The sequence below is a fragment of the Marinobacter sp. RI1 genome, assembly GCF_041155085.1.
GTDB classification, from domain to species: domain Bacteria; phylum Pseudomonadota; class Gammaproteobacteria; order Pseudomonadales; family Oleiphilaceae; genus Marinobacter; species Marinobacter nauticus.
Genome location: NZ_AP031605.1, coordinates 1,345,739 through 1,366,097 on the forward strand (window position 1 = coordinate 1,345,739; position 20,359 = coordinate 1,366,097).

Annotated in this window: 21 protein-coding genes; 5 read left to right on the top strand and 16 right to left on the bottom strand. The window is 58.4% G+C overall.

The annotated features are described in order from the left end of the window. Positions 1–40: 40 nt before the first annotated feature. Positions 41–1,588, bottom strand: coding sequence for a 2,3-bisphosphoglycerate-independent phosphoglycerate mutase (gene gpmM, locus ACAM27_RS05955; RefSeq protein ID WP_369612692.1), 1,548 nt, complete (start codon positions 1,586–1,588; stop codon positions 41–43). A 200-nt stretch (positions 1,589–1,788) separates the two neighbouring features. Here gpmM and ACAM27_RS05960 point away from each other — a divergent pair, with 200 nt between their 5' ends. Together ACAM27_RS05960 and secB are read left to right on the top strand one after the other, a co-directional pair. Then, positions 1,789–2,205 (top strand): rhodanese-like domain-containing protein, encoded by a 417-nt coding sequence (locus tag ACAM27_RS05960; protein WP_014422524.1) that lies wholly within the window; start codon positions 1,789–1,791, stop codon positions 2,203–2,205. Between the two features lie 132 nt (positions 2,206–2,337). Then, positions 2,338–2,835: a protein-export chaperone SecB gene (secB, locus tag ACAM27_RS05965; RefSeq protein ID WP_014422523.1), complete on the top strand. Its 498-nt coding sequence runs from the start codon at positions 2,338–2,340 to the stop codon at positions 2,833–2,835. Positions 2,836–2,901: 66 nt separating this feature from the next. Here secB and trmL read toward each other — a convergent pair whose 3' ends face one another. The 5 genes from trmL to traF form a co-directional block, all read right to left on the bottom strand. Beyond that, positions 2,902–3,366 carry a tRNA (uridine(34)/cytosine(34)/5-carboxymethylaminomethyluridine(34)-2'-O)-methyltransferase TrmL gene (gene trmL, locus ACAM27_RS05970; RefSeq protein WP_222196686.1) on the bottom strand — a complete coding sequence of 155 codons (465 nt, stop codon included), beginning with the start codon at positions 3,364–3,366 and terminating at the stop codon, positions 2,902–2,904. Further along, positions 3,366–4,544 carry an acetyl-CoA C-acetyltransferase gene (locus ACAM27_RS05975; protein ID WP_141067001.1) on the bottom strand — a complete coding sequence of 393 codons (1,179 nt, stop codon included), beginning with the start codon at positions 4,542–4,544 and terminating at the stop codon, positions 3,366–3,368. The genes trmL and ACAM27_RS05975 overlap by 1 nt, the downstream gene beginning before the upstream one ends. 125 nt (positions 4,545–4,669) lie before the next feature. After that, entirely contained in the window at positions 4,670–5,410 is a 741-nt protein-coding gene (locus ACAM27_RS05980) for a pteridine reductase (RefSeq protein ID WP_022990803.1), read from the bottom strand. A 13-nt stretch (positions 5,411–5,423) separates the two neighbouring features. Then, positions 5,424–6,545 (bottom strand): multifunctional CCA tRNA nucleotidyl transferase/2'3'-cyclic phosphodiesterase/2'nucleotidase/phosphatase, encoded by a 1,122-nt coding sequence (locus tag ACAM27_RS05985; RefSeq protein WP_226609551.1) that lies wholly within the window; start codon positions 6,543–6,545, stop codon positions 5,424–5,426. Positions 6,546–6,686: 141 nt separating this feature from the next. Further along, positions 6,687–7,940: a conjugal transfer protein TraF gene (traF, locus tag ACAM27_RS05990; protein ID WP_226609549.1), complete on the bottom strand. Its 1,254-nt coding sequence runs from the start codon at positions 7,938–7,940 to the stop codon at positions 6,687–6,689. A gap of 251 nt (positions 7,941–8,191) precedes the next feature. Here traF and ACAM27_RS05995 point away from each other — a divergent pair, with 251 nt between their 5' ends. Both ACAM27_RS05995 and ACAM27_RS06000 read left to right on the top strand, forming a co-directional pair. Then, positions 8,192–8,728 (top strand): LPP20 family lipoprotein, encoded by a 537-nt coding sequence (locus ACAM27_RS05995; RefSeq protein ID WP_031210035.1) that lies wholly within the window; start codon positions 8,192–8,194, stop codon positions 8,726–8,728. 55 nt (positions 8,729–8,783) lie between these two features. After that, entirely contained in the window at positions 8,784–9,995 is a 1,212-nt protein-coding gene (locus tag ACAM27_RS06000; protein ID WP_288036106.1) for a flagellar assembly protein T N-terminal domain-containing protein, read from the top strand. 3 nt (positions 9,996–9,998) lie between these two features. On the opposite strand, the gene ACAM27_RS06005 is transcribed toward ACAM27_RS06000, so the two are convergent. The 8 genes from ACAM27_RS06005 to yegQ all read right to left on the bottom strand — a co-directional run bounded on the left by ACAM27_RS06005 (position 9,999) and on the right by yegQ (position 17,993). After that, entirely contained in the window at positions 9,999–10,457 is a 459-nt protein-coding gene (locus ACAM27_RS06005) for a SufE family protein (RefSeq protein ID WP_011786599.1), read from the bottom strand. Next, entirely contained in the window at positions 10,454–10,996 is a 543-nt protein-coding gene (gene sufT / locus ACAM27_RS06010; protein WP_369612693.1) for a putative Fe-S cluster assembly protein SufT, read from the bottom strand. Before sufT ends, ACAM27_RS06005 begins: the two co-directional genes overlap by 4 nt. Before the next feature lie 25 nt (positions 10,997–11,021). Further along, positions 11,022–11,378, bottom strand: a complete 357-nt coding sequence (locus ACAM27_RS06015; RefSeq protein WP_011786597.1) for an iron-sulfur cluster assembly accessory protein — start codon at positions 11,376–11,378, stop codon at positions 11,022–11,024. A 12-nt stretch (positions 11,379–11,390) separates the two neighbouring features. Further along, positions 11,391–12,644 carry an aminotransferase class V-fold PLP-dependent enzyme gene (locus tag ACAM27_RS06020; protein ID WP_369612694.1) on the bottom strand — a complete coding sequence of 418 codons (1,254 nt, stop codon included), beginning with the start codon at positions 12,642–12,644 and terminating at the stop codon, positions 11,391–11,393. Between the two features lie 5 nt (positions 12,645–12,649). Beyond that, a complete protein-coding gene (gene sufD, locus ACAM27_RS06025; protein ID WP_369612695.1) occupies positions 12,650–13,936 on the bottom strand; it encodes a Fe-S cluster assembly protein SufD in 1,287 nt (428 codons plus the stop codon). Positions 13,937–13,951: 15 nt separating this feature from the next. After that, the gene (sufC, locus tag ACAM27_RS06030; protein ID WP_011786594.1) at positions 13,952–14,713 is read right to left on the bottom strand and encodes a Fe-S cluster assembly ATPase SufC; all 762 of its coding nucleotides are present in this window, start codon (positions 14,711–14,713) and stop codon (positions 13,952–13,954) included. Between the two features lie 209 nt (positions 14,714–14,922). After that, on the bottom strand, positions 14,923–16,371 hold the full coding sequence (sufB, locus tag ACAM27_RS06035; RefSeq protein WP_369612696.1) for a Fe-S cluster assembly protein SufB: 1,449 nt from the start codon (positions 16,369–16,371) through the stop codon (positions 14,923–14,925). Positions 16,372–16,670: 299 nt separating this feature from the next. Next, positions 16,671–17,993, bottom strand: coding sequence for a tRNA 5-hydroxyuridine modification protein YegQ (gene yegQ / locus ACAM27_RS06040; RefSeq protein WP_023008622.1), 1,323 nt, complete (start codon positions 17,991–17,993; stop codon positions 16,671–16,673). Between the two features lie 188 nt (positions 17,994–18,181). Between yegQ and ACAM27_RS06045 the strand changes: the two genes are divergently transcribed. Beyond that, positions 18,182–18,538: a helix-turn-helix transcriptional regulator gene (locus ACAM27_RS06045; protein ID WP_121207520.1), complete on the top strand. Its 357-nt coding sequence runs from the start codon at positions 18,182–18,184 to the stop codon at positions 18,536–18,538. On the opposite strand, the gene fabB is transcribed toward ACAM27_RS06045, so the two are convergent. Then, entirely contained in the window at positions 18,539–19,750 is a 1,212-nt protein-coding gene (gene fabB, locus ACAM27_RS06050) for a beta-ketoacyl-ACP synthase I (RefSeq protein WP_014422508.1), read from the bottom strand. Between the two features lie 11 nt (positions 19,751–19,761). Beyond that, complete coding sequence (fabA, locus tag ACAM27_RS06055) at positions 19,762–20,271, bottom strand: bifunctional 3-hydroxydecanoyl-ACP dehydratase/trans-2-decenoyl-ACP isomerase (protein WP_011786589.1); 510 nt, start codon at positions 20,269–20,271, stop codon at positions 19,762–19,764. Positions 20,272–20,359 lie beyond the last annotated feature (88 nt).

Below are 20,359 nucleotides of genomic sequence, written 5' to 3' on the forward strand. Positions count from 1 at the left end.
ATGACGGTCAGTTTACGCAACACCTTTACCGGCGGAGCGATCAGTCGAACTCGACCAGGCTGTGCCCGGTCATTTCCGAAGGCTTTTCGGTACCCATCAGGGCCAGCAGTGTCGGTGCGATATCGCACAGGCTGCCGTCATCCCGGAGCTTCACCTTGCGGTGGCCGGTGTAAACCAGAGGCACAGGGCCAATGGTGTGGGAGGTGTGTACCTGGCCGGAGTTGGGGTCGGTCATCTGCTCGCAGTTGCCGTGGTCGGCGGTAATCAAGGCTTCGCCACCCACTTCATCCAGGGTCTCAACCACACGCTGTACACACTGGTCCAGGCACTCGGCGGCCTTGATGGCGGCGTCCAGCTTGCCTGTGTGGCCAACCATATCGCCGTTGGCGTAGTTGCAGACGATCAGGTCGTATTTGCCGCTCTTGATAGCTTCAACCAGTTTGTCGGTAACCTCCGGTGCGCTCATTTCCGGCTGCAGGTCGTAGGTGGCCACCTTGGGAGACGGCACCAGAATGCGATCTTCACCTTCAAAGGGAGTTTCCAGGCCGCCATTGAAGAAGAAGGTCACGTGGGCGTATTTCTCGGTCTCGGCAATGCGCAGCTGAGTTTTACCTTGCTTCGCCATGTACTCGCCCAGGCCGTTGGCCAGTTGCTCGGGCGGGTAGGCGCAGGAGGTTTTGATGTCAGCGGCGTATTCGGTGAGCATCACGAAATCTGCCAGTTCCGGGTGCTTGCGGCGGTCGAAACCGTCGAAGTCTTGCTCTACGAAAGTGCGGGTCATTTCCCGGGCGCGGTCGGCACGGAAGTTCATGAACAGCACGGCGTCGCCGTCATTGATGATGCCCTCGGGCTCGCCATCGGCCCGGATGTGGGTGGGCTTCACGAACTCGTCGTTCTCGCCGCGCTCATAGGCCTGCTCCAGTGCGGCCACCGGGTCGTCGCTGATGAACTCGGCTTCGCCCAGGGTCATGGCGTTATAGGCCGCTTCCACGCGATCCCAGCGGTTGTCCCGGTCCATGGCAAAATACCGGCCAACGATAGTGGCTACCCGGCCAACGCCCAGGCTTTTCATTTTCGCGGCGGCTTTTTCCAGAGAAGGGCGGGCACTGCGTGGTGGCATGTCACGGCCATCCAGGAAGGCATGGATGTAAACTTCTTTGGCGCCACGGGCTGCAGCCAGCTCAGCGGCCGCCAGAATATGATCTTCATGGCTGTGGACGCCGCCCGGAGACAGCAGGCCCATCAGGTGTACGGCCTTGCCATTGGCAACAGCCTTGTCGATGGCGTTGCAAAGGGCCTCATTCTTCTGGAAATCGCCGTCTTCGAGATCTTTGTCGATGCGCGTCAGGCTCTGATACACCACGCGGCCGGCGCCGAGATTCATATGGCCCACTTCGGAGTTGCCCATCTGGCCCTGGGGCAGGCCAACAAACATCCCTGAGGTGTTGATAAGGGTTTTCGGCTGGTTCTGCCAGATCCTGTCCCAGAACGGGGTGTTGGCGTTGGAGATGGCATTGTCTTCCGCCGGGTCACGGTGGCCCCAGCCGTCGAGAATTATCAGTGCAGTGGGCTTGCGCGTCTCGGTCATCGTGTCGTCCGCTTGGTTGCAAAAAGAACAGAATTTGAGTGGGGCAGATTGTAACCGTTTTCATTTACTCAGACCACGCGCGTTCGCTGAAGCATTGCTCATGATCACGATGTGCTGGCGCTATCATGGCGGGGCGACTGCCTTCTGTGAGCCGGTGTGGGTGTGTATAATCCGGCCAAACCAATTGTCAGGGTAGTTTCATGGACCGCTTGTTTGAATTTGTTGTTAATCACTACATTCTGGTGTCGCTGTTTGTGGCGTTCCTGCTGGCCATCATCGTGCTGGAATCGCGCCGGGGTGGTGCCAAGATCTCGGCCCAGGGCGCGGTTACGCTGATCAACAAGGATGAAGCGGTGGTGTTGGACATCCGCGATCGCAAAGACTTCAACGAAGGCCGCATTACCGGCTCGGTGAACATTCCGCTTAATAGTCTAAAAAGCCGCGTTAATGAGCTGAGCAAGCACAAAGACAAGCAGATTATCGTTGTCGACAAGATGGGCCAGCATGCCGCCATGGCGGTCAAGCAGCTCAATGCCGAGGGATTCAGCAATGTGGTGCGTCTGAATGGTGGCATTACCGACTGGAAGGCCAGCAACCTGCCACTTGTGAAAAAGTAACAGGGCTTGATCTGAGTGCCGATCTGACGCACTGTTTCACATTACCATTCGGAACCTGGCAGTAGACTGTTCCGGCAGACGACGACATAACAACGGGCCTGGCCCCATAATACGAGAACGAAAGGACTGATCATGGCTGAGAATCAGCAAGCCGCAGGCAACGACAACCAGAACCAACCACAGTTTGCCCTTCAGCGCATCTATGTGAAGGACCTGTCTTTTGAATCGCCCAACTCTCCGCTGGTTTTTCAGGAGCAGTGGAAGCCCCAGGTAAACCTGGATCTGAACACCTCCCATAACAAGATCAGCGACAACCAGTATGAAGTGGTTCTGTCCCTGACCGTAACGGCCAAGGTCGGTGAGAAGGTGGCGTACATCGTCGAAATCCAGCAGGGCGGCGTATTCATGATCTCTGGCATTGAAGGCCCGCAGCTTGGCCAGATGCTCGGCGCCTACTGCCCGACGATTCTGTTCCCCTATGCCCGCGAAGCGATTGACGGCATTGTGAACAAGGGCAGCTTCCCGGCCCTGATGCTGGCTCCGGTTAACTTCGACGCGATCTATGCCCAGGCGCTCAAGCGCAAGCAGGAAGAAGCGGCGGGTGAAGCCAAGGAAGAGCAGACTCACTAAGCGCTGCTGCTCAACGAAAAAAACCGGCTTCGGCCGGTTTTTTTGTGGGTGATTACCCGGGATAGGTCAGAGCGAGCCCTCAAACCCAAGTTGCCGCCAGGCCTCATAAACCACCAGGGCGGCGGTATTGGAAAGGTTGAGGCTGCGACTTTCCGGACGCATGGGTACCCGAAGACGGTGTTCGGCGGGTAGCCCGTTGCGCACGTCTTCCGGCAGGCCCCGGGTTTCCGGCCCAAACATCAGGTAGTCACCGTCCCGGAACACTACCTCGTGGTAATGGCGACTTCCCTTGGTGGTGAGACCGAACAGCCGCGAAGGCTGCTCGGTGGCCAGAAAGCTGTCGTAATCCGGATGGATCTTTACCGTAGCGTATTCGCTGTAATCCAGTCCGGCACGCCGCATCTGCTTGTCCTCAAGGGAGAATCCCAGGGGTTCAATCAGGTGCAGCTGGCAGCCGGTGTTGGCGCAGAGCCGGATGATATTGCCGGTGTTCGGCGGTATCTCCGGCTCGTACAGGACCACGTGCAGCATCAGCGCTCAACGGCCAGGGCCACACCCATACCACCGCCAATACACAGCGTGGCCAGACCTTTCTTGGCATCGCGGCGGGTCATTTCGTGCAGCAGGCTGACCAGAATACGGCAACCGGAAGCGCCAATCGGGTGACCCAGGGCAATGGCACCGCCGTTCACGTTTACCTTGGCGGTGTCCCAGCCCAGGTCCCGATTAACGGAAATTGCCTGGGCGGCGAAGGCCTCGTTGGCTTCGATCAGGTCCAGGTCGTCAACAGTCCAGCCCGCCCGCTCCAGGCAGCGCTGGCTGGCCGGAATCGGGCCGGTGCCCATGATGGCAGGGTCCACGCCGGCATTGGCGTGGGCTTTGATGGTTGCCAGCGGGGTCAGGCCCAGCTCTTTCGCCTTGTCTGCGCTGCACACCATCACCACGGCAGCGCCGTCGTTCAGGGAGGAAGCGTTGCCGGCGGTTACAGAGCCGTCTTTCTTGAAGGCCGGGCGCAGTTTGCCCAGGCTGTCGCCAGTGACGCCGTCGCGGGGGCACTCATCCTTGTCCACCACCAGTGGATCGCCTTTGCGCTGGGGAATGGTGACAGGAACAATCTGGCCGTCAAAGTAGCCGGCCTTTTGCGCAGCGACGGCTTTCTGCTGGGATGCGGCGGCAAAGGCATCCTGCTCGTCCCGGGTGATGCCGTATTTCTCGACGATGTTCTCAGCGGTGATACCCATGTGATAATCGTTGAAGGCATCCCACAGGCCGTCGGTGATCATGGTGTCGATCATGCTCCAGTTGCCCATGCGTTGACCGTTGCGGCTGTTGGGCAGTACGTGGGGCGCCTGGCTCATGCTTTCCTGACCGCCGGCCAGGATCATCTCTGCATCGCCGCACTGGATGGCCTGAACCGCCATGTGCACGGCTTTCAGGCCGGAGCCACAGACCTTGTTGATGGTGATGGCTGGCACGGAAGCTGGCAGGCCAGCATTGATGGCAGACTGTCGGGCCGGGTTCTGGCCGCAGCCGGCGGTGAGTACCTGGCCGAGGATAACCTCATTGATCTGGTCGCCGGCGACACCGGTTTCTTCCATCACGGCCTTGATCACGGCCGTACCCAGCTGGTCTGCACGCAGGCTGGACAGACCACCACCGAAGCTGCCGATGGCGGTGCGTTTGGCGGCAACAATAACAACATCACGCATGAGAACTCTCCGTTAATCTGGGCACCTGGTTGGGTGGCGCCCGTTTATAAGAATGGCAGGCATTGTAGCGGCAAAGCGCTTGCCGGCCAAAACAACGAAGGTCGGGGTTGTTCTGGTGCGGGTGATCACATATTCAGGCTGCGGCCGCCATCCACCGACAGTATCTGGCCGGTGATAAACGGCGCGTCGCATACCAGGTAGGCAATGGCACCGGCAATGTCGGCGGGGTTGCCGGTGCGGGCCAGGGGCGTTTTATCGAGAATGGCCTGCTGGTGGGCTGCGTCCACGGCTGATTCGCCTTCCGGCCAGAGGATGGCGCCTGGCGACACGCCATTTACCCGAACATCCGGCGCCAGATCTTTGGCCCAGGAGCGGGTTAGTGCTGCCAGCCCCGCCTTGCTGGCGCAGTAAAGGGGGTGCTCCTTCAGTGGTTTCTCACTGTAGATGTCGATCATGTTGACCACACTGCCGGAGGCCGCTTTTAGCGCAGGTAAACATTGCTGAAGCAGGAAGAAGGGGGCTTTCAGGTTGGCGCCCAGTATCGTGTCCCAGTCCTGTTCGGAGGCATCTTCGGTGGGGTTGGGGTAAAACACGGAAGCGTTATTGACCAGCGCATTCAACTGCCCCCACTGCGCGCAGGCCTGTTCCGCCAGTTGCCGGAGCTGGTTCATGTCGGTGAGATCGGCGTGGTAACACACGGCGGATTCCGGGCGCTGCTGGTTCAGCTTGTCGGCCAGTGCGCGGGCCTGTTGTTGACGGCCACGGTAATGAATCACAACATTCCAGCCGCGAGCATGCAGGGTTTCTGCTGTGTGGGCGCCCAGGCGATGGGCTGCACCGGTGATCAGGGCGACGGGGTGGGGCATGGGATATTTTTCCTTATTCCGGTAAGTGCAGTGCCTCAGTAATACGGGCTACGCGCTCTTTCCGGATTGCTTCGCCCAGAGCTTTACCCTGAATGCCTTTTTGCAGGAACGGGTGAGGGGTTACGCTCTGGGCCCGATGTGCGGCCAGTTCCAGTTGCTGAACTAAATGGGCGGGTTCGCTCTGAAGGGTGCAGGCGAGGGTACCCAGCAAAACGCCGAAACGATCGGGCCGGCGCCAGAAATCGGCTGTGTCCAGAAGCTCCATTGCGAGTTCCGGTGTCAGCCCGGTTTCAGGCGATGCGCCGTTCAACTGAGCCATGAACAGGCAGGCCAGGTGGGTCAGTTCCCGACAGTCGTTGGGGCTTTTCATGGCTTTAGCCCTGGCAACGGCGTCTGGCTCGGGCACGCCACTGAGCAGCGCCGCGTAATGCTGGGCGGTAGACCCCTGTTTGCGGTGGATGCACTGCAGGGCGCTGAGACCCTGGCTGAAAGTCTGTTCATCGGTCAATTCAGGGATCAGCACCTGCAGGGCGCCGAGCTCCCGGAGCACATCGAAGAACACGCCTGGAGCCTGTTCATGCAATGCCCTCTGAACTTCCTGCCACACCCGCTCCGGTACCAGGTCTCCGAGTTCGCCACTGGTGACCATCTGCCGCATCAGCGCCATGGTCTCCCGGCAGATGCTGAACCCGAGTGGCTGCAGGCGCGCGGCGAAGCGGGCGGTGCGAAGGATGCGCAGGGGATCTTCGGCGAAGGCTTCAGAAACATGGCGAAGCTTTTTCTGTTCCAGGTCCACATGGCCGTTGAACGGGTCCACCAGGTCGCCGTTCTCGGTTTCTGCCATGGCGTTGATGGTCAGATCACGGCGGCGAAGATCGTCTTCCAGGGAGACATCCGGTGCACTGTAAACGCTGAAACCGTGGTACCCGCGCCCCTGCTTGCGCTCGGTCCGGGCCAGGGCGTATTCCTCGCCGGTGTCCGGATGCAGGAAAACCGGAAAATCCGCCCCTACCTGTTTGAAGCCTCGCTGGAGCATGTCTTCCGGGGTGGCACCAACCACTACCCAGTCCCGGTCTTTAACGCCCAGGCCGAGCAGCTTGTCGCGGACAGCGCCGCCCACCAGATAGGTTTGCATAATGCAGTTTGTTCCTGATTGCCAATTCATCGGTAACCGCGATTATCCGGCCGCGACCGTCCAGAGGCAAACAGGCGGAGTGAAATAAGAAAGCCCGGGCTGCGCAGGGCAGACCGGGCTTTTGCGGCCGGGGGCGTCGGCTTAGAAGGAGGTGCCGAGTTCCAGGGCTGCGCCGACATCGGCGCTGCTGTACAGGGCGCCGATATCCACGCGAACACCAATGATATTCAGGCCGAGACCCGCGGTGAACTGAGTATCTTCCTCGATGCCGTCGTTGTCGTCGTTACTGGCCAGGTTGTGGCGAACACCGGCACGCAGCTGGGCGTAACGCCAGGCGTCGAATTCCGCGCCCAGGGCCAGCCACTGGGTATCGTCTTCATACCCGAAGGCTTCTTTCTTGGTCAGGTCCACTTCTGCCGTGATTACGTGGTAGTCGCTCTTGTGGGCGATACCTGCGGTGACCATCGGGTTGAGTTCGAGGGTGTATTTTTCTTCGCTCGGATGATTCTGGGCCGAATCCAGTTCCATCGGGATCAGGTTTTTGACGACGACGCCGGCGTTCCACTGGTTTTCAGCACCGAAGGCATAAGCAGCACCGATGTCCAGGTTGAAGCCGCTTTTGTCAGTTTCGTATTCGTCACTGTCGAAATCATCATCCTCGAAGTCTGAGATTTCTTCGGTGTACTGGAAGGTTTGTAGTTGCACGTATTTGGGGGAGACGCCAAGCTGCAATGCGTTGCCATTAGAAAGCATAAACGAGTGAGCGATGCTGATGCCGGCTTCTGCTACTGCAGAGGCCAGGATTCTGCCGCGTGAGTTCAGCTCTGTATCAAGATCTGTAGTGGCGGGCGGGCGAACGCCATTAGCGATGTCATTTAGAAGGTCAAGATCGTTTTCGTCCAGTTCACCGCGCACAGTCGCTGTCAGACTGGCGTTGGCGAAGAAGCCAAAGGACAAGGAATTTGAGGGGATAGCAAGGCCAAGTCCCAAGCCTGCATTGGCACGCATGGTGTCGCGGTCAAAGGCTTCCAGGTTGTCTACGAGTTGCCGTGCTTTGGCTTGGGCATCGGCTTGATTGGAAAACTTCAGGTCCTCAAACTGCTCGATCTGGTCCTGGATATCATCAACCTGATCAATCACCTCTTCCTCATCGGCCGCACGCGCATTCACAGACGGCAGCATCAGGCCGAAATCGTCTGCCCAGCCGTGCTGTTCAGCAGCCATCATGGCAGGGTTGGCACTCGGTGCAGCAGAGGGATGGGCAACGGCGACGCCGGTTCCGCCCATGGCGAAGGAGCGGGCAGACATAAAGGCTTGCGGGCTTGCCAGTGCAGACGTGGTGGCAACAGACAGGCCGATGGCCAGGGACAGTTTGCTGAGGCGGTTTGCTTTCATGGGCGGTCCTGAGTTGGTTTTATTGCATGAACAAATCATTAAGTGTCTGAAAGGTTAGACCAGTTTATTTCGTGACGCAGCGCACAACCGGTAACGGTTTGTTCTGTATGTGTAAACAAAGGCAGCTTTTTGCCGCCTGCATGGGCAAAGAGTTGCGCTGAATAATCGAAACCGTCCAAAGATCATTGGCTTGTCGAATGTGGCGTGATTTTTTCATGGTTCTGGTGAAAGTGTTTTCCGGAGACAAGATAATGACGTTGCGCTGGATCCTTGTTCCTGTTCTGGCATTTGCCGTGGCCGCCTGTGCGCCGGTAGGCAGCTACCGGAACGATCAGGCCAGGACCGAAACCTTTGAGCCCATTACGGTTCGGGTCAGTGGTTTTGGTACTTATGAGAATGTTCAGGCCGACCGGGTCAATACCCGCAAGCGGTTACTTGCTCGAAGGGCTTCACAGCTGGATGCCTACCGGAATCTGGCAGAGCGGGTCTACGGTACCGTGATCTACGGCAGTTCCACGGTGAATGACTTCGTTCTGCAGAACGACAGTTTCCGCACCTATGTGGACAGCTACATTCGCGGCGCCCGGATGGTGGCGGTGAATGAGCATAGCGATGGCGTGGTGGAAACGGTGATGGAGCTGCGCCTGGAGCCAAGGTTTCGGGAATGTGTGGCGAAGGTGGCGGACGATCAGGTGCAGGATGTCTGTGCCATTCCCATGCCCAGGCGGAATGATCGTGTAGGGGATGTTGAGGCCCGTCGCACAGATTCACTGTACTACCTGGATTAGGTCTGTTGATGAACGCCGTGATTGAACCGGTATCGTTCCGGTGGGTTGAATTGCCATGATGAGATCAATGCTTCTGTTCTGGGTGCTGAGCTTGTGTACCGGCCTTGCCCAAGGCGTGGTCCTTGAAGGCGTGGGGCATGCCAATATCCGGGAGAATAATCTCGATCAGGCCCGCACTGAGGCGCGCCAGGCGGCCATGCGAGACCTGGCGCTGCAATATCAGGCCAGGGTCAGCACCCGGGATACCATGGAGAACGGTCAGCTTGTGGGCTCTCATACCGAGCTGTCGGCCATGGCCCAGGTTCGCAATGCCACGATTGTGGATGAGTACCGAAGTGGCAATCTGCTGCGGGTGATTGTCCGGGCAGAGATGTCGGATGCCAAAGGCAAGGCTGGCAGCTGCAAGGCCGGGCAGGCATCCGGTTTGCGTAAACGGGTGGCGGTAACCGCGTTCCCGATCACCCGTCCGGAGCAGGGTGGCGGTGCGGCCCTGGATGACGCCGGCGAACAGTTGCCGCGGGAACTGGTGGCTCGCTTGCAACAACAGGGGCAATTGCAGGTGCTGGGGGCGACATCGTTACAGCTGTTCAGCAACCTGCCGGATGCGCCCACGTCTCAGAAAAACCCGGCCAGCAATCAGCTGACGAATGTGGTTCAGCTGGCCCGGGAACTGGGGGCTCAGTTTGTGGTGGCAGGTGTGATTCGGGATATTGGCCTGGCCGACCCCGGCGCCTGGGGCAGCTCAATTCTGGATCGTATGCAGCGAGGTATCGGGATGGCCGACACCTCGCGCCGGTTTGAGGCCGAAGTGATGGTGTTTGATGGCTTCAGCGGTTCCCCGGTCTTCCGGCAGCGGTTTGAAACCTCGGCACGGTGGCAGCCGGATGGCAGTGGTACCGGAGGTTTTGCCTCGGCGGGCTTTGAAGGTTCCGAGTGGGGGCAGGCGGTTGAAGGTGTCATTGCCGAGATGACCGCCGCCGTCAACAATGCTCTGGCCTGTCAGCCATTCATGGCCCGGATAACCCGTGTGGATGGCAACCGGGTGACCCTCGCCTCCGGCGCAACGGCGGGGCTGCGACCGGGGGATGAACTCGATCTGTACCGCAGCCAGCGATACTTCGATTCACTGGATGGTACGCCTGAGCTGTCCGATACCGGGGTGACGCTGACACTGGACAACGTGCATCCGGATTTCAGTAACGGGCGAATCCCCACGGAAGGTGGCCTGATCAACGTTCAGCGCGATGACCTGGCCATTATCTGGTAAGTCTCAGGCGGCCTCGGCCGCCGCAATATCCCGGATCTTGCCGACCATGGCTCGCAGGCCGTTGCCCCGGGTCGGGGAAATATGGCGGAACAGATCCAGCTGCTCGAACAACTCATCGATATCGGTGGCCAGCAGCTCTCGCGGCGTCTTGCCATTCAGGGCCACCAGAATGATGGCGGCCAGGCCGCGTACAATCATGGCATCGGAGTCGATCAGCAGGAACAGTTTGCCGCTGTCCTCATCGTACAGGTGAATCAGCCATACCTGACTCTGGCAGCCATGTACGTAATTTTCTTCAACCCGCTCATCATCGGGAAAACCGGGCAGCTGTTTGCCCAGGTCGATGATGTAGGCGTAGCGTTCTTCCCAGTCGTCCAGAAACTCAAATGCATCCAGAACGTCTTCAAGGGTGGTGTCTTTGCCCAGGGGGTTGTTCAGAAATTGTTCCTTGCTGGCGGTCATAGCATTCCCAGTTCAAGTTTGGCTTCGTCGGTGAGCATATCGTTGTTCCAGGGCGGATCAAAGGTCAGCTCAACGGTAACCTTGTCCACATTAGGTACATGCTCCACCTTGCGCTTCACATCGTCGGTGATTACCGGCCCCATGCCGCAGCCAGCCGCGGTCAGGGTCATTTTGATGTAAACGTGATTGCCGTCTTCTGTGCCGTTCTCAATCCGGCATTCGTAAATCAGGCCCAGGTTGACTACGTCCACCGGGATTTCCGGGTCGTAGCAGTTACGCAGCGCTTCCCATACCTGGTTTTCGTTGATGGTGCCGTCTTTCGGGGTCTCGAAGCTGCTTTCCAGCGGCTGCTTGCCCAGGGCATCGGCGTCGTGGCCTTCAATGCGGGCAAGATTGCCGTTGACCGCCACGGTGAAACTACCGCCGAGGGATTGGGTAATGGTCACAAAGGTGTCTGACGGAATCATGATTTCCGTTCCGGCAGGTACCAGGCGGGCTTCCACTTCGCGTTTGGTCAGGACGACTTCGCGTTCTTGCATGTTTGATCAGTCCTATCTTTGTGCTTTACGCCACCGTGAAGCTTTCACCACAGCCGCACTCAGCGGTGGCGTTGGGGTTGCGGAAGCGGAACAGGGAGTTCACACCCTCGGTGACAAAGTCGATTTCGATGCCGTTCACCAGTGGCAGGTGTTCCTGCTTTACGAACACATCCACGCCGTCGATGGTAAAAATACGGTCATCGGATTCCGGTGTTTCTACCCACTGGGTTTCGTACTTGAAACCGGAACAGCCACTTTTTTTGATGGCCAGGCGAATGCCTTTGGCTTCCGGTTTCTTGTCCAGTTGTTTGCGAACGTGTTTGACCGCCGTCGGGGTCATGGTCACGTTCACATCGCTTGGGGTGAAGACTTCGGCTGTCATGTTTCCACCTCCTCAGGCAAACAGGCGCTGAATTTTCTGCAGGCCGGTAAACAGTTTCTCGACCTCTTCCTGCGTATTGTAGAACGCAAACGAAGCCCGGGCTGTACCGGGTACTCCGTAGAAATCCATCAATGGCATGGCGCAATGGTGGCCGGTGCGGATGGCGATGCCCTGCTGGTCCAGCAGGGTGCCGATGTCGCTGGGGTGCAGGCCGGCAATCTTGAACGACATCACCGGTACTTTCTGCTTCGCGGTGCCGATAATCTCCATGCCTGGCACGGTCTCGACCAGTTCATTGGCCCGGCGTAGCAAGGCATCCTCTGCTGCTTCCATGGCCTTTCGGTTCAGCGAGTTCAGATAATCGATGGCGGCGCCCAGGCCCACTGCTTCGGCAATAGCCGGGGTGCCGGCCTCGAATTTGTAGGGCAACACATTCCAGGTGGTTCGCTCGAAGGAGACCCGCTCAATCATTTCGCCACCGCCCTGGTAAGGCGGCATTTCTTCCAGCAGTTCGGCGCGGCCATAAAGCACGCCAATGCCCGTGGGCCCGAACAGCTTGTGGGAAGAGAATGCATAGAAATCACAGCCCAGAGCCTGAACGTCCGGCTGGAAGTGGGGCACCGCCTGGGCGCCATCCACCAGGGTCAGTACCCCCTGTTTTTTCGCCTGTTCGATCAGGGGCGCTATTGGGTTGACGGTGCCCAGCGCGTTGGACACGTGGGTGATCGCCAGCACCCGGGTGCGCTCGTTCAGCAGGCTGTTGAACGAATCCAGGTCCAGCTCGCCTTGCGGTGTCACCTGGATGGGCACAACCCTGGCGCCGGTGCGCTCGGCCACCATCTGCCAGGGCACAATGTTGGCGTGGTGTTCCATGTGGCTGACCAGAATCTCATCGCCGGCTTTCAGGCGCGGGGCCAGGCCATTGGCCACCAGGTTGATGGCTTCGGTGGTGCCTCGGGTCCAGATGATTTCTCGGGTGCTGGACGCGTTCAGAAACTGGCGCACGGTTTCCCGGGCGCCTTCAAACGCAGCCGTCGCTCGATCACCCAGGGTATGGGCGCCACGGTGCACGTTAGAGTGCATCTCGCGGTAATAGCGATCCATGGCATCCAGCACGGACTGTGGCTTTTGCGCCGACGCGCCGTTGTCCAGATACACCAGCGGCTTCCCGTTGATCTCCTGATTGAGAATCGGGAAGTCACGGCGAATGGCTTGCACATCAAACACCATTGACTGGGTGTTGTTTGCCATGGACAGATCAGTCATGCCCCTCAGGCCTCCTGAAAGGTTTGCTCAAAGAAATCACTTAACCGCGCCTGGGCGGTTTCACGCACGGCTTCCACCGGAATCTGTTGCACCAGTTCGTTAATGAACGCCATGGTGAGCAGAACATTGGCCTGCCGGCGGCCGATCCCGCGCGATACCAGGTAGAACACGGAGGTCTCGTCCAGCTGACCGATGGTGGCGCCGTGCGCACACTTCACATCGTCGGCGTAGATTTCCAGTTCCGGTTTGGTGTCAATCTCTGCCCCGTTGGACAGCAGCAGGTTCTTGTTGTTCATATCCGCATTGGACTTCTGGGCGTCCTGGTGGATATGAATCCGGCCGTTGAACACGGCATGGGACTGGTCGGCTGCAATATTGCGATAGGTCTCTTCGCTGTTGCAGTGGGCCGCGACATGGTCAATAGACGTGTGGTTGTCGTAGTGCTGTTTGCCCTGGGTAACCACCACGCCATTGAGCTTGGTTTCCGCGCCTTCGCCTTCAAGCCGCACCTGCAGATCGTGCCGGCGCAGGGGGCCGCCAAAACCAACGCAATGGCTCTCGAAGCGCGAGCTGCGTTGTTGCAGTACACCGGTAGCACCAATGTGCTGAACATTCTCGCCTTCCATGTTCAGGCGGATGCTGGTGACGTTGGCGCCATCGGTCAGATTGAATTCAGTTACCGTGCTGACCAAGGCGGATGCTTCACCACTGGAGGTGTATTCCTCCACCAGAGTCAGCTGGCTGTTGGCGCCGGCTTCCACGTAGATACGTGGATAGGCGGAGCCGCTGGCGTCAGCGCTGGTTTCATGGATGATGAACAACGGCTGATCCAGCACTGCGCCGGGTTTCAGGCGAATGAACAGGCCATCCTCGAAGCGCGCCCCGTTCAGGCGGGCGAATTGGACCTGATCGTGATTCAGGGTGCTGCCCAGCTTTGCAGACAGGGCTTCAGCTTCGTCGTTAGCCAGATCGTTGAAGCTCAGGATCTCGATACCGTCGAGATCCGGATACTCGCTGGCTTCAGGAATCATCACGCCGTTGATGAAAACCACTTTGTAGCCGGGCACAGCGAGACTATTGCCGGTCTTGCCTTCGGCCGGCAGGGAAATGGCCATATCGTCGGCCAGCTTCAGGTACTTGCTGGAGTACTTCCAGTTCTCGGTCTTGCGAGTAGGCAGCGGCATATCTACCAGCGCGCTGGCCCGCTCCTTGCGCAGCGCCAGCAACGGCTCCGGCAGGGATTCCCCGGCCGGGTGCAGGAAGGCGCTGGAAAGCATGGGTACAGATTTCATTCCACGGCCTCCTGATCAGTTGCTGGTGTCGTCGTCTTTAATGCCCAGCCAGCCGTAACCTTTCTCTTCCAGTTCCAGGGCCAGTTCACGACCGCCCGACTTGATGATCTTGCCACCAGCCAGTACGTGCACATAATCCGGAACAATGTGGTTCAGCAGGCGCTGGTAGTGAGTGACCATCAGAATGGCGCGGTCTTCCGAGCGCAGAGCATTCACGCCATCGGAAACCACTTTCAGGGCGTCGATGTCCAGGCCGGAATCGGTTTCATCCAGAATGGCCAGTTTCGGCTGCAGCAGCAGGGCCTGCATGATCTCGTTACGTTTCTTCTCGCCACCGGAGAAGCCTTCGTTCACACCGCGTTTCAGGAAGGCCGGGTCCAGGTCTACCTGTTTGGAAACTTCCTTGGCCAGCTTCATGAACTCAGCCGCGTTCATCTCATCCTGGCCCTTGTGCTTGCGCATGGCGTTGACGGCGGTGCGCAGGAACTGCAGGTTGCTCACGCCCGGGATTTCCACCGGGTACTGGAAGGCCAGGAAGATGCCTTCGCGGGCGCGTTCTTCGGTTTCCAGATCCAGGAGGTTGTCTCCGTTCAGGGTGACTTCGCCCTCGGTGACTTCAAATGCGTCGTTGCCTGCCAGAACCTGTGACAGGGTACTCTTACCGGAACCGTTCGGGCCCATGATGGCGTGAACTTCCCCGGCCTTGATCTCCAGGTTAATGCCCTTGAGGATTTCTTTGCCCTCAACGGAGGCGTGCAGGTTTTTGATACTCAGCATTTGTAGATGTCTCTCTATATCCTGAATTTCGATCTATAAATTCGTACCCTTTGATGCCCCTGAAAACGTTCGGGACAGTGAGCGGTTGAGTTTTCCGGGATCGTCAAAATCAGGGATGATTTTGTCGAGCGTACAGGGATGTATTCACAGCGTATCCCGGAAAGCTCCACCGCTCGCTGGCCTCCTCCGAGGCCAGCGGGGCATAGCGTTTAACCAACGGACCCTTCAAGGCTGACTTCCAGCAGCTTGCCAGCTTCAACCGCAAACTCCATCGGCAGCTCCTTGAACACCTCTTTACAGAAGCCGTTCACAATCATGGACACTGCCTGCTCCGGGTCGATACCGCGCTGGCGGCACAGGAACATTTGCTCGTCGCTGACCTTGGAAGTGGTCGCCTCGTGTTCCACGATCGCCGACTTGTTCTTGCTCTCGATATACGGGAAGGTGTGCGCGCCGCAGCGGTCGCCGATCAGCAGCGAATCACACTGGGTAAAGTTACGCGCGCCCTCTGCGCCCGGGCCGAATTTCACCAGGCCGCGGTAGGCGTTGGAGCTCTTGCCGGCGGAAATACCCTTGGAGATGATGGTGCTGCGGGTATTCTTGCCCAGGTGGATCATCTTGGTGCCGGTATCGGCCTGCTGGTAATTATGCGTCAGCGCGACAGAGTAGAATTCGCCAACACTGTTCTCACCGCGCAGCACACAACTCGGGTACTTCCAGGTGACGGCGGAGCCGGTTTCAACCTGGGTCCAGGAAATCTTGGAGTTCTTGCCGATGCAGGCGCCACGCTTGGTCACGAAGTTATAGATACCACCCTTGCCGTTTTCATCGCCCGGGTACCAGTTTTGTACGGTGGAGTATTTGATCTGGGCATCGTCCAGAGCCACAAGCTCAACCACGGCCGCGTGCAGCTGGTTCTCGTCGCGCATGGGTGCGGTACAGCCTTCCAGGTAGCTTACGTAACTGCCTTCGTCGGCGATAATCAGGGTGCGTTCGAACTGGCCGGTGTTGGCGGCGTTGATGCGGAAGTAGGTGGACAGCTCCATAGGGCAGCGCACACCCTTGGGTACGTACACAAAGGTGCCGTCAGAAAACACCGCCGAATTCAGGCCCGCAAAGAAGTTGTCGCCGTGGGGAACCACGGTGCCCAGGTATTTCTGGACCAGTTCGGGGTAATCACGAACGGCTTCGGAAATCGAACAGAAGATCACGCCGGCTTTGGCCAGAGGCTCTTTGAAGGTGGTCGCCACGGAGACGGAATCAAAGACTGCATCCACGGCAACGCCGGCCAGTTTTTCGCGCTCGTGCAGGGGAATGCCTAATTTTTCGTAGGTTTTCAGCAGCTCCGGATCCACTTCATCCAGACTTTGTGGCATATCCTCTTTGCGCTTGGGCGCGGAATAATAGGAAATCGCGTTGTAGTCGACTTTCGGATAGCCGACATGAGCCCAGTCTGGCTCTTCCATTTCCAGCCAGCGACGATAGGCTTTGAGGCGCCACTCCAGCATCCATTCCGGCTCCTTCTTGATCGCGGAAAGGCGGGCAATGACGTCTTCGTTCAGGCCGGGTTCGAACGTGTCGGCTTCGATTTCTGTCACAAAACCGTGTTCGTATTCCCGTTTGATCAGCTCTTTCACCTCGTTGTCGGTGGTCGCCATGATCGTCGCTCCGTAATTCTCTCATCCAGGGCTTGCGCCCTTTGTGTCATCGGCAGCCCTTGGGCTGGCGGATGGGTGTATTCGGTTTGCTGATGTCGCAGTGGTCGCTCTCTCCGTGAGTACGCCCTGCAATCGGTTTTTGGATGACGGGAAGGGCTGCTGGCCGGTTTCCCGTTGCTTCTGGCGAGCGATTATACAATACCAGAGTAAAATAGTCAGGTATTAAATCGGTTGTGTAGGGATTATACCTTAATCGGCCTTTGGGGCACTAAGGGGGCGTACAGATCGCCCCCTCGAGTTTAACGGCCGGCGTTTTCGGGAAAAATCTTGGTCAGATAGGTGAAGTCCAGTTTTTCCGGCACGTTCGCGGGTTTAGGAATTTTGACGATGTGGCCGCTGCCTGGTGCGCACTCCATGGCCTCGCCGTGGCGGTTTTCCATGGTGTTGGCAGAGAATCGCAGGTTGCCGGCCGGGGTGATGAGCTCCAGCTGGTCGCCGGGGGCGAATTTATTTTTTACGTCGATGGTGAGCCACCGCTCATCCGCGTCGGCAATGGTGCCTACCACCTGCTGGGTGCCGAGATACGAGGAGCCCTGTTCGTAGGTCTGGTATTCCTGGGGTACGTGCCGGCGCAGGAAGCCTTCGGTGTAGCCGCGGTTCGATAGGGCTTCGAGTTCGTCCATCATGTGCATGTCGAAGGGTTTGCCGGCGAGAGCGTCGTCGATGGCTTTTCGGTACACCTGGGTGGTGCGGGCTACGTAGTAGGTGCTTTTGGTGCGGCCTTCGATTTTCAGGGAATGAACGCCCATCTTGACCAGTTCCGCCACGTGCTGGACGGCGCGCAGGTCTTTGGAGTTCATGATGTAGGTGCCGTGTTCGTCTTCGTAGGCCGGGATGAAGCCGCCGGGGCGATTGGGTTCTTCCAGCAGGATTTCTTTGGGCTCGCAGGTTTCCACCGCATCTGCAGAGGTGGCGATCAGATCGCCAGTCTGGTCATGGCTGTGCTGGACTTCTTTATAGTTCCAGCGGCAGGCGTTGGTGCAGGCCCCCTGGTTGGCGTCTCGATGGTTCATGTAGCCAGACAGCAAGCAGCGGCCGGAGTAGGCCATGCACAGGGCGCCGTGTACAAACACTTCCAGTTCCATCGCTGGGACTTTTTCGCGGATTTCGCGGATTTCCTCCAGGCCCAGTTCCCGGGACAGGATCACGCGGCTGATGCCCTGGCGGCGCCAGAATTCCACGGTGGCCCAGTTGACAGCGTTGGCCTGCACCGACAGGTGGATCGGCTGATCCGGCCATTTCTCCCGTACCAGCATGATGAGGCCGGGGTCAGACATGATCAGGGCGTCGGGTTTCTGTTCAATGACCGGCTCCAGGTCTCTCAGGTAGCTGCGCACCTTGTTGTTATGGGGTGCAATGTTGGAGACCAGGTAGAACTGTTTGCCCAGTTCGTGCGCTCGTTCAATGCCTGCGCCCAGGGCTGCAACGTCTTTGAAACTGTTGTTCCTTACTCTCAGCGAATATCTCGGCTGGCCGGCATAGACGGCATCTGCGCCATAGGCGAAGGCGGTTTCTAGATGTTCGGGGGTGCCGGCGGGAGCAAGCAGTTCCGGGGTGGTCATGGTATCTCCGGGTATTAACTGAAAAGCGGATGGATGCAGGTAGGGCATTCTGAAAGCGGGCATTGTGCCGCAAATAATCCACTGCGCCATTGATCTTGCTCAAAGGTCGTATTGATTGATTTCGGCTAACATGTGTACGCTGATGGAGTTGGCAGTTTGGGCCAGGACGATAGGCAGGAGGAACCAGCATGGCATTAGAGCCATTAAGGCCTGAAAATTCAAAGCGTTCGCTGAGTATGAGGGTCAGCAAGCTGATCCGGATTCAGTTGGAGCGAGGGAAAGTAGGTGTTGAGACGGTGGCCGGGCAGTTGAATATGAGCCGGTATACGTTGCACAAGAAGTTGCGCCAGGAGGGGCTGACGTTTGCGGCTCTGCTGGAGCAGGTTCGCCGGGAGCAGGCGATCACCTATATGAAAGATAAATCCAAGCCGCTGGTGGAAATTGCCGAGCAGCTCGGATTTTCGGAATTGAGCGCCTTCAGCCGGGCGTTCAAGCGCTGGATGGGAACGCCGCCGGCTGAATACCGCTCGCTTCGCTTGTCCTGATCAGACTTTCTTGAAGATCAGGGTGGCGTTGGTGCCGCCAAAGCCGAAGCTGTTGCTCATTACCAGGTTCAGATTCTGGTTGTCCATGCGTTCACGCACGATCGGGTAGCCTTCGGCGCCTTCGTCCAGGGTCTGGATGTTGGCGGACGGGGCAATAAAGCTCTCCCGCTGCATGATCAGGCTGTAAATGGCCTCATGTACGCCCGCGGCACCCAGTGCGTGGCCACACAGGGGTTTGGTGGAGCTCAGTGGCGGGATCTTGTCGCCAAAGGTTTCCTTGAGCGCTTTCAGTTCGGTTACATCACCTGCCGGCGTGCTGGTGCCGTGGGTGTTGATGTAGTTGATCTCGCCGTCGATGTTGGCCATAGCCTGCTTCATGCATCGAATGGCGCCTTCACCGCTGGGTGCAACCATGTCAGCGCCGTCGGAGGTAGCGCCAAATCCGACCAGTTCCGCGAGGATGGTGGCACCGCGGGCTTCCGCGTGTTCCAGGGATTCCAGTATCAGCGTACCGCCGCCACCGGAAATCACGAAACCGTCACGGTCGGCGTCATAGGTGCGCGAGGCCTGTTCCGGCGTGTCGTTGTACTTGGTGGACAATGCGCCCATAGCGTCGAACATCAGGCTCAGGGTCCAGTGGATGTCTTCCCCGCCGCCGGCCAGCATGACGTCCTGGCGGCCGAGGGCGATCTGATCGGCAGCGTGGCCGATGCAGTGGGCGCTGGTGGCGCAGGCAGAAGTGATGCCGTAGTTGATGCCAGTAATGCCAAAGGCGGTGGTGATGGATGCGTTGATGGCGCTACCCATGGTGCGGGGTACCCGGTACGGGCCCACCCGGCGAAGGCCTTTGTCGCGGTGAGTGTCGATGGCGTCCAGCAGTTCGACGGTGGAAGCACCACCAGTACCAAATACGGCGCCGGTGGTGTTTGCACGCAGCTGTTCGTCGGTCAGGCCAGCCTGCTCAATGGCCTCTTTGGCGGCCAGGTAGCAGTAGCCTGCGGCGGGGCTCATAAAGCGCCAGATCTTGCGGTCGATCAGTTCTGACAAATTCAGGTCGATCTTGCCGGCGACGTGGCTGCGCAGGCCGTTGTCCCGGGCTTCTTCGCTGAAGGCAATGCCAGAGCGGGATTCGCGAAGTGACTGGGCCACTTCTTTCTGGTTGGTTCCAAGGCTGGAGACGATCCCCATGCCGGTAACTACAACGCGACGCATTGTGCTAACTCCTAAAAGTCATCAGTCGATGTGAACAGGCCGACCCGAAGGTCTTTGGCGGTGTAGATTTCCCGCCCGTCCACTTCCATACGGGCATCTGCGATGGCCATGGTCAGTTTGCGGCGAATCAACCGCTTGATATCCAGATAGTAGGTGACCTTTTTGTTTTCCGGCAAAACCTGTCCGAAAAACTTCACCTCTCCGGCCCCCAGGGCACGCCCCTTGCCTTCACCGCCACTCCAGGCCAGGAAGAAGCCAACCAGCTGCCACATGGCATCCAGGCCGAGGCAGCCGGGCATTACCGGGTCGCCCTCAAAATGCACTTTGAAAAACCAGAGATCCGGGTTGATATCCAGTTCCGCCACCAGGCTGCCTTTGCCATATTCGCCGTCATCGGCTCCGATGTGGGTAATACGGTCGACCATCAGCATTTCGTCGATGGGCAGGCGCATGGCGCCCGGGAACAGCTGGCCGTGGCCGCAGCGGATCAGGTCTTCTTTGTCAAAGTGATCAGGATACATGTTGCCTGTGTCTCTGTTGCAAAATGATTTCTTCTACTTTAGCGCCTGTTCTGGGAACGGCTATTGACCTTTAGTGGATGATTGCCGC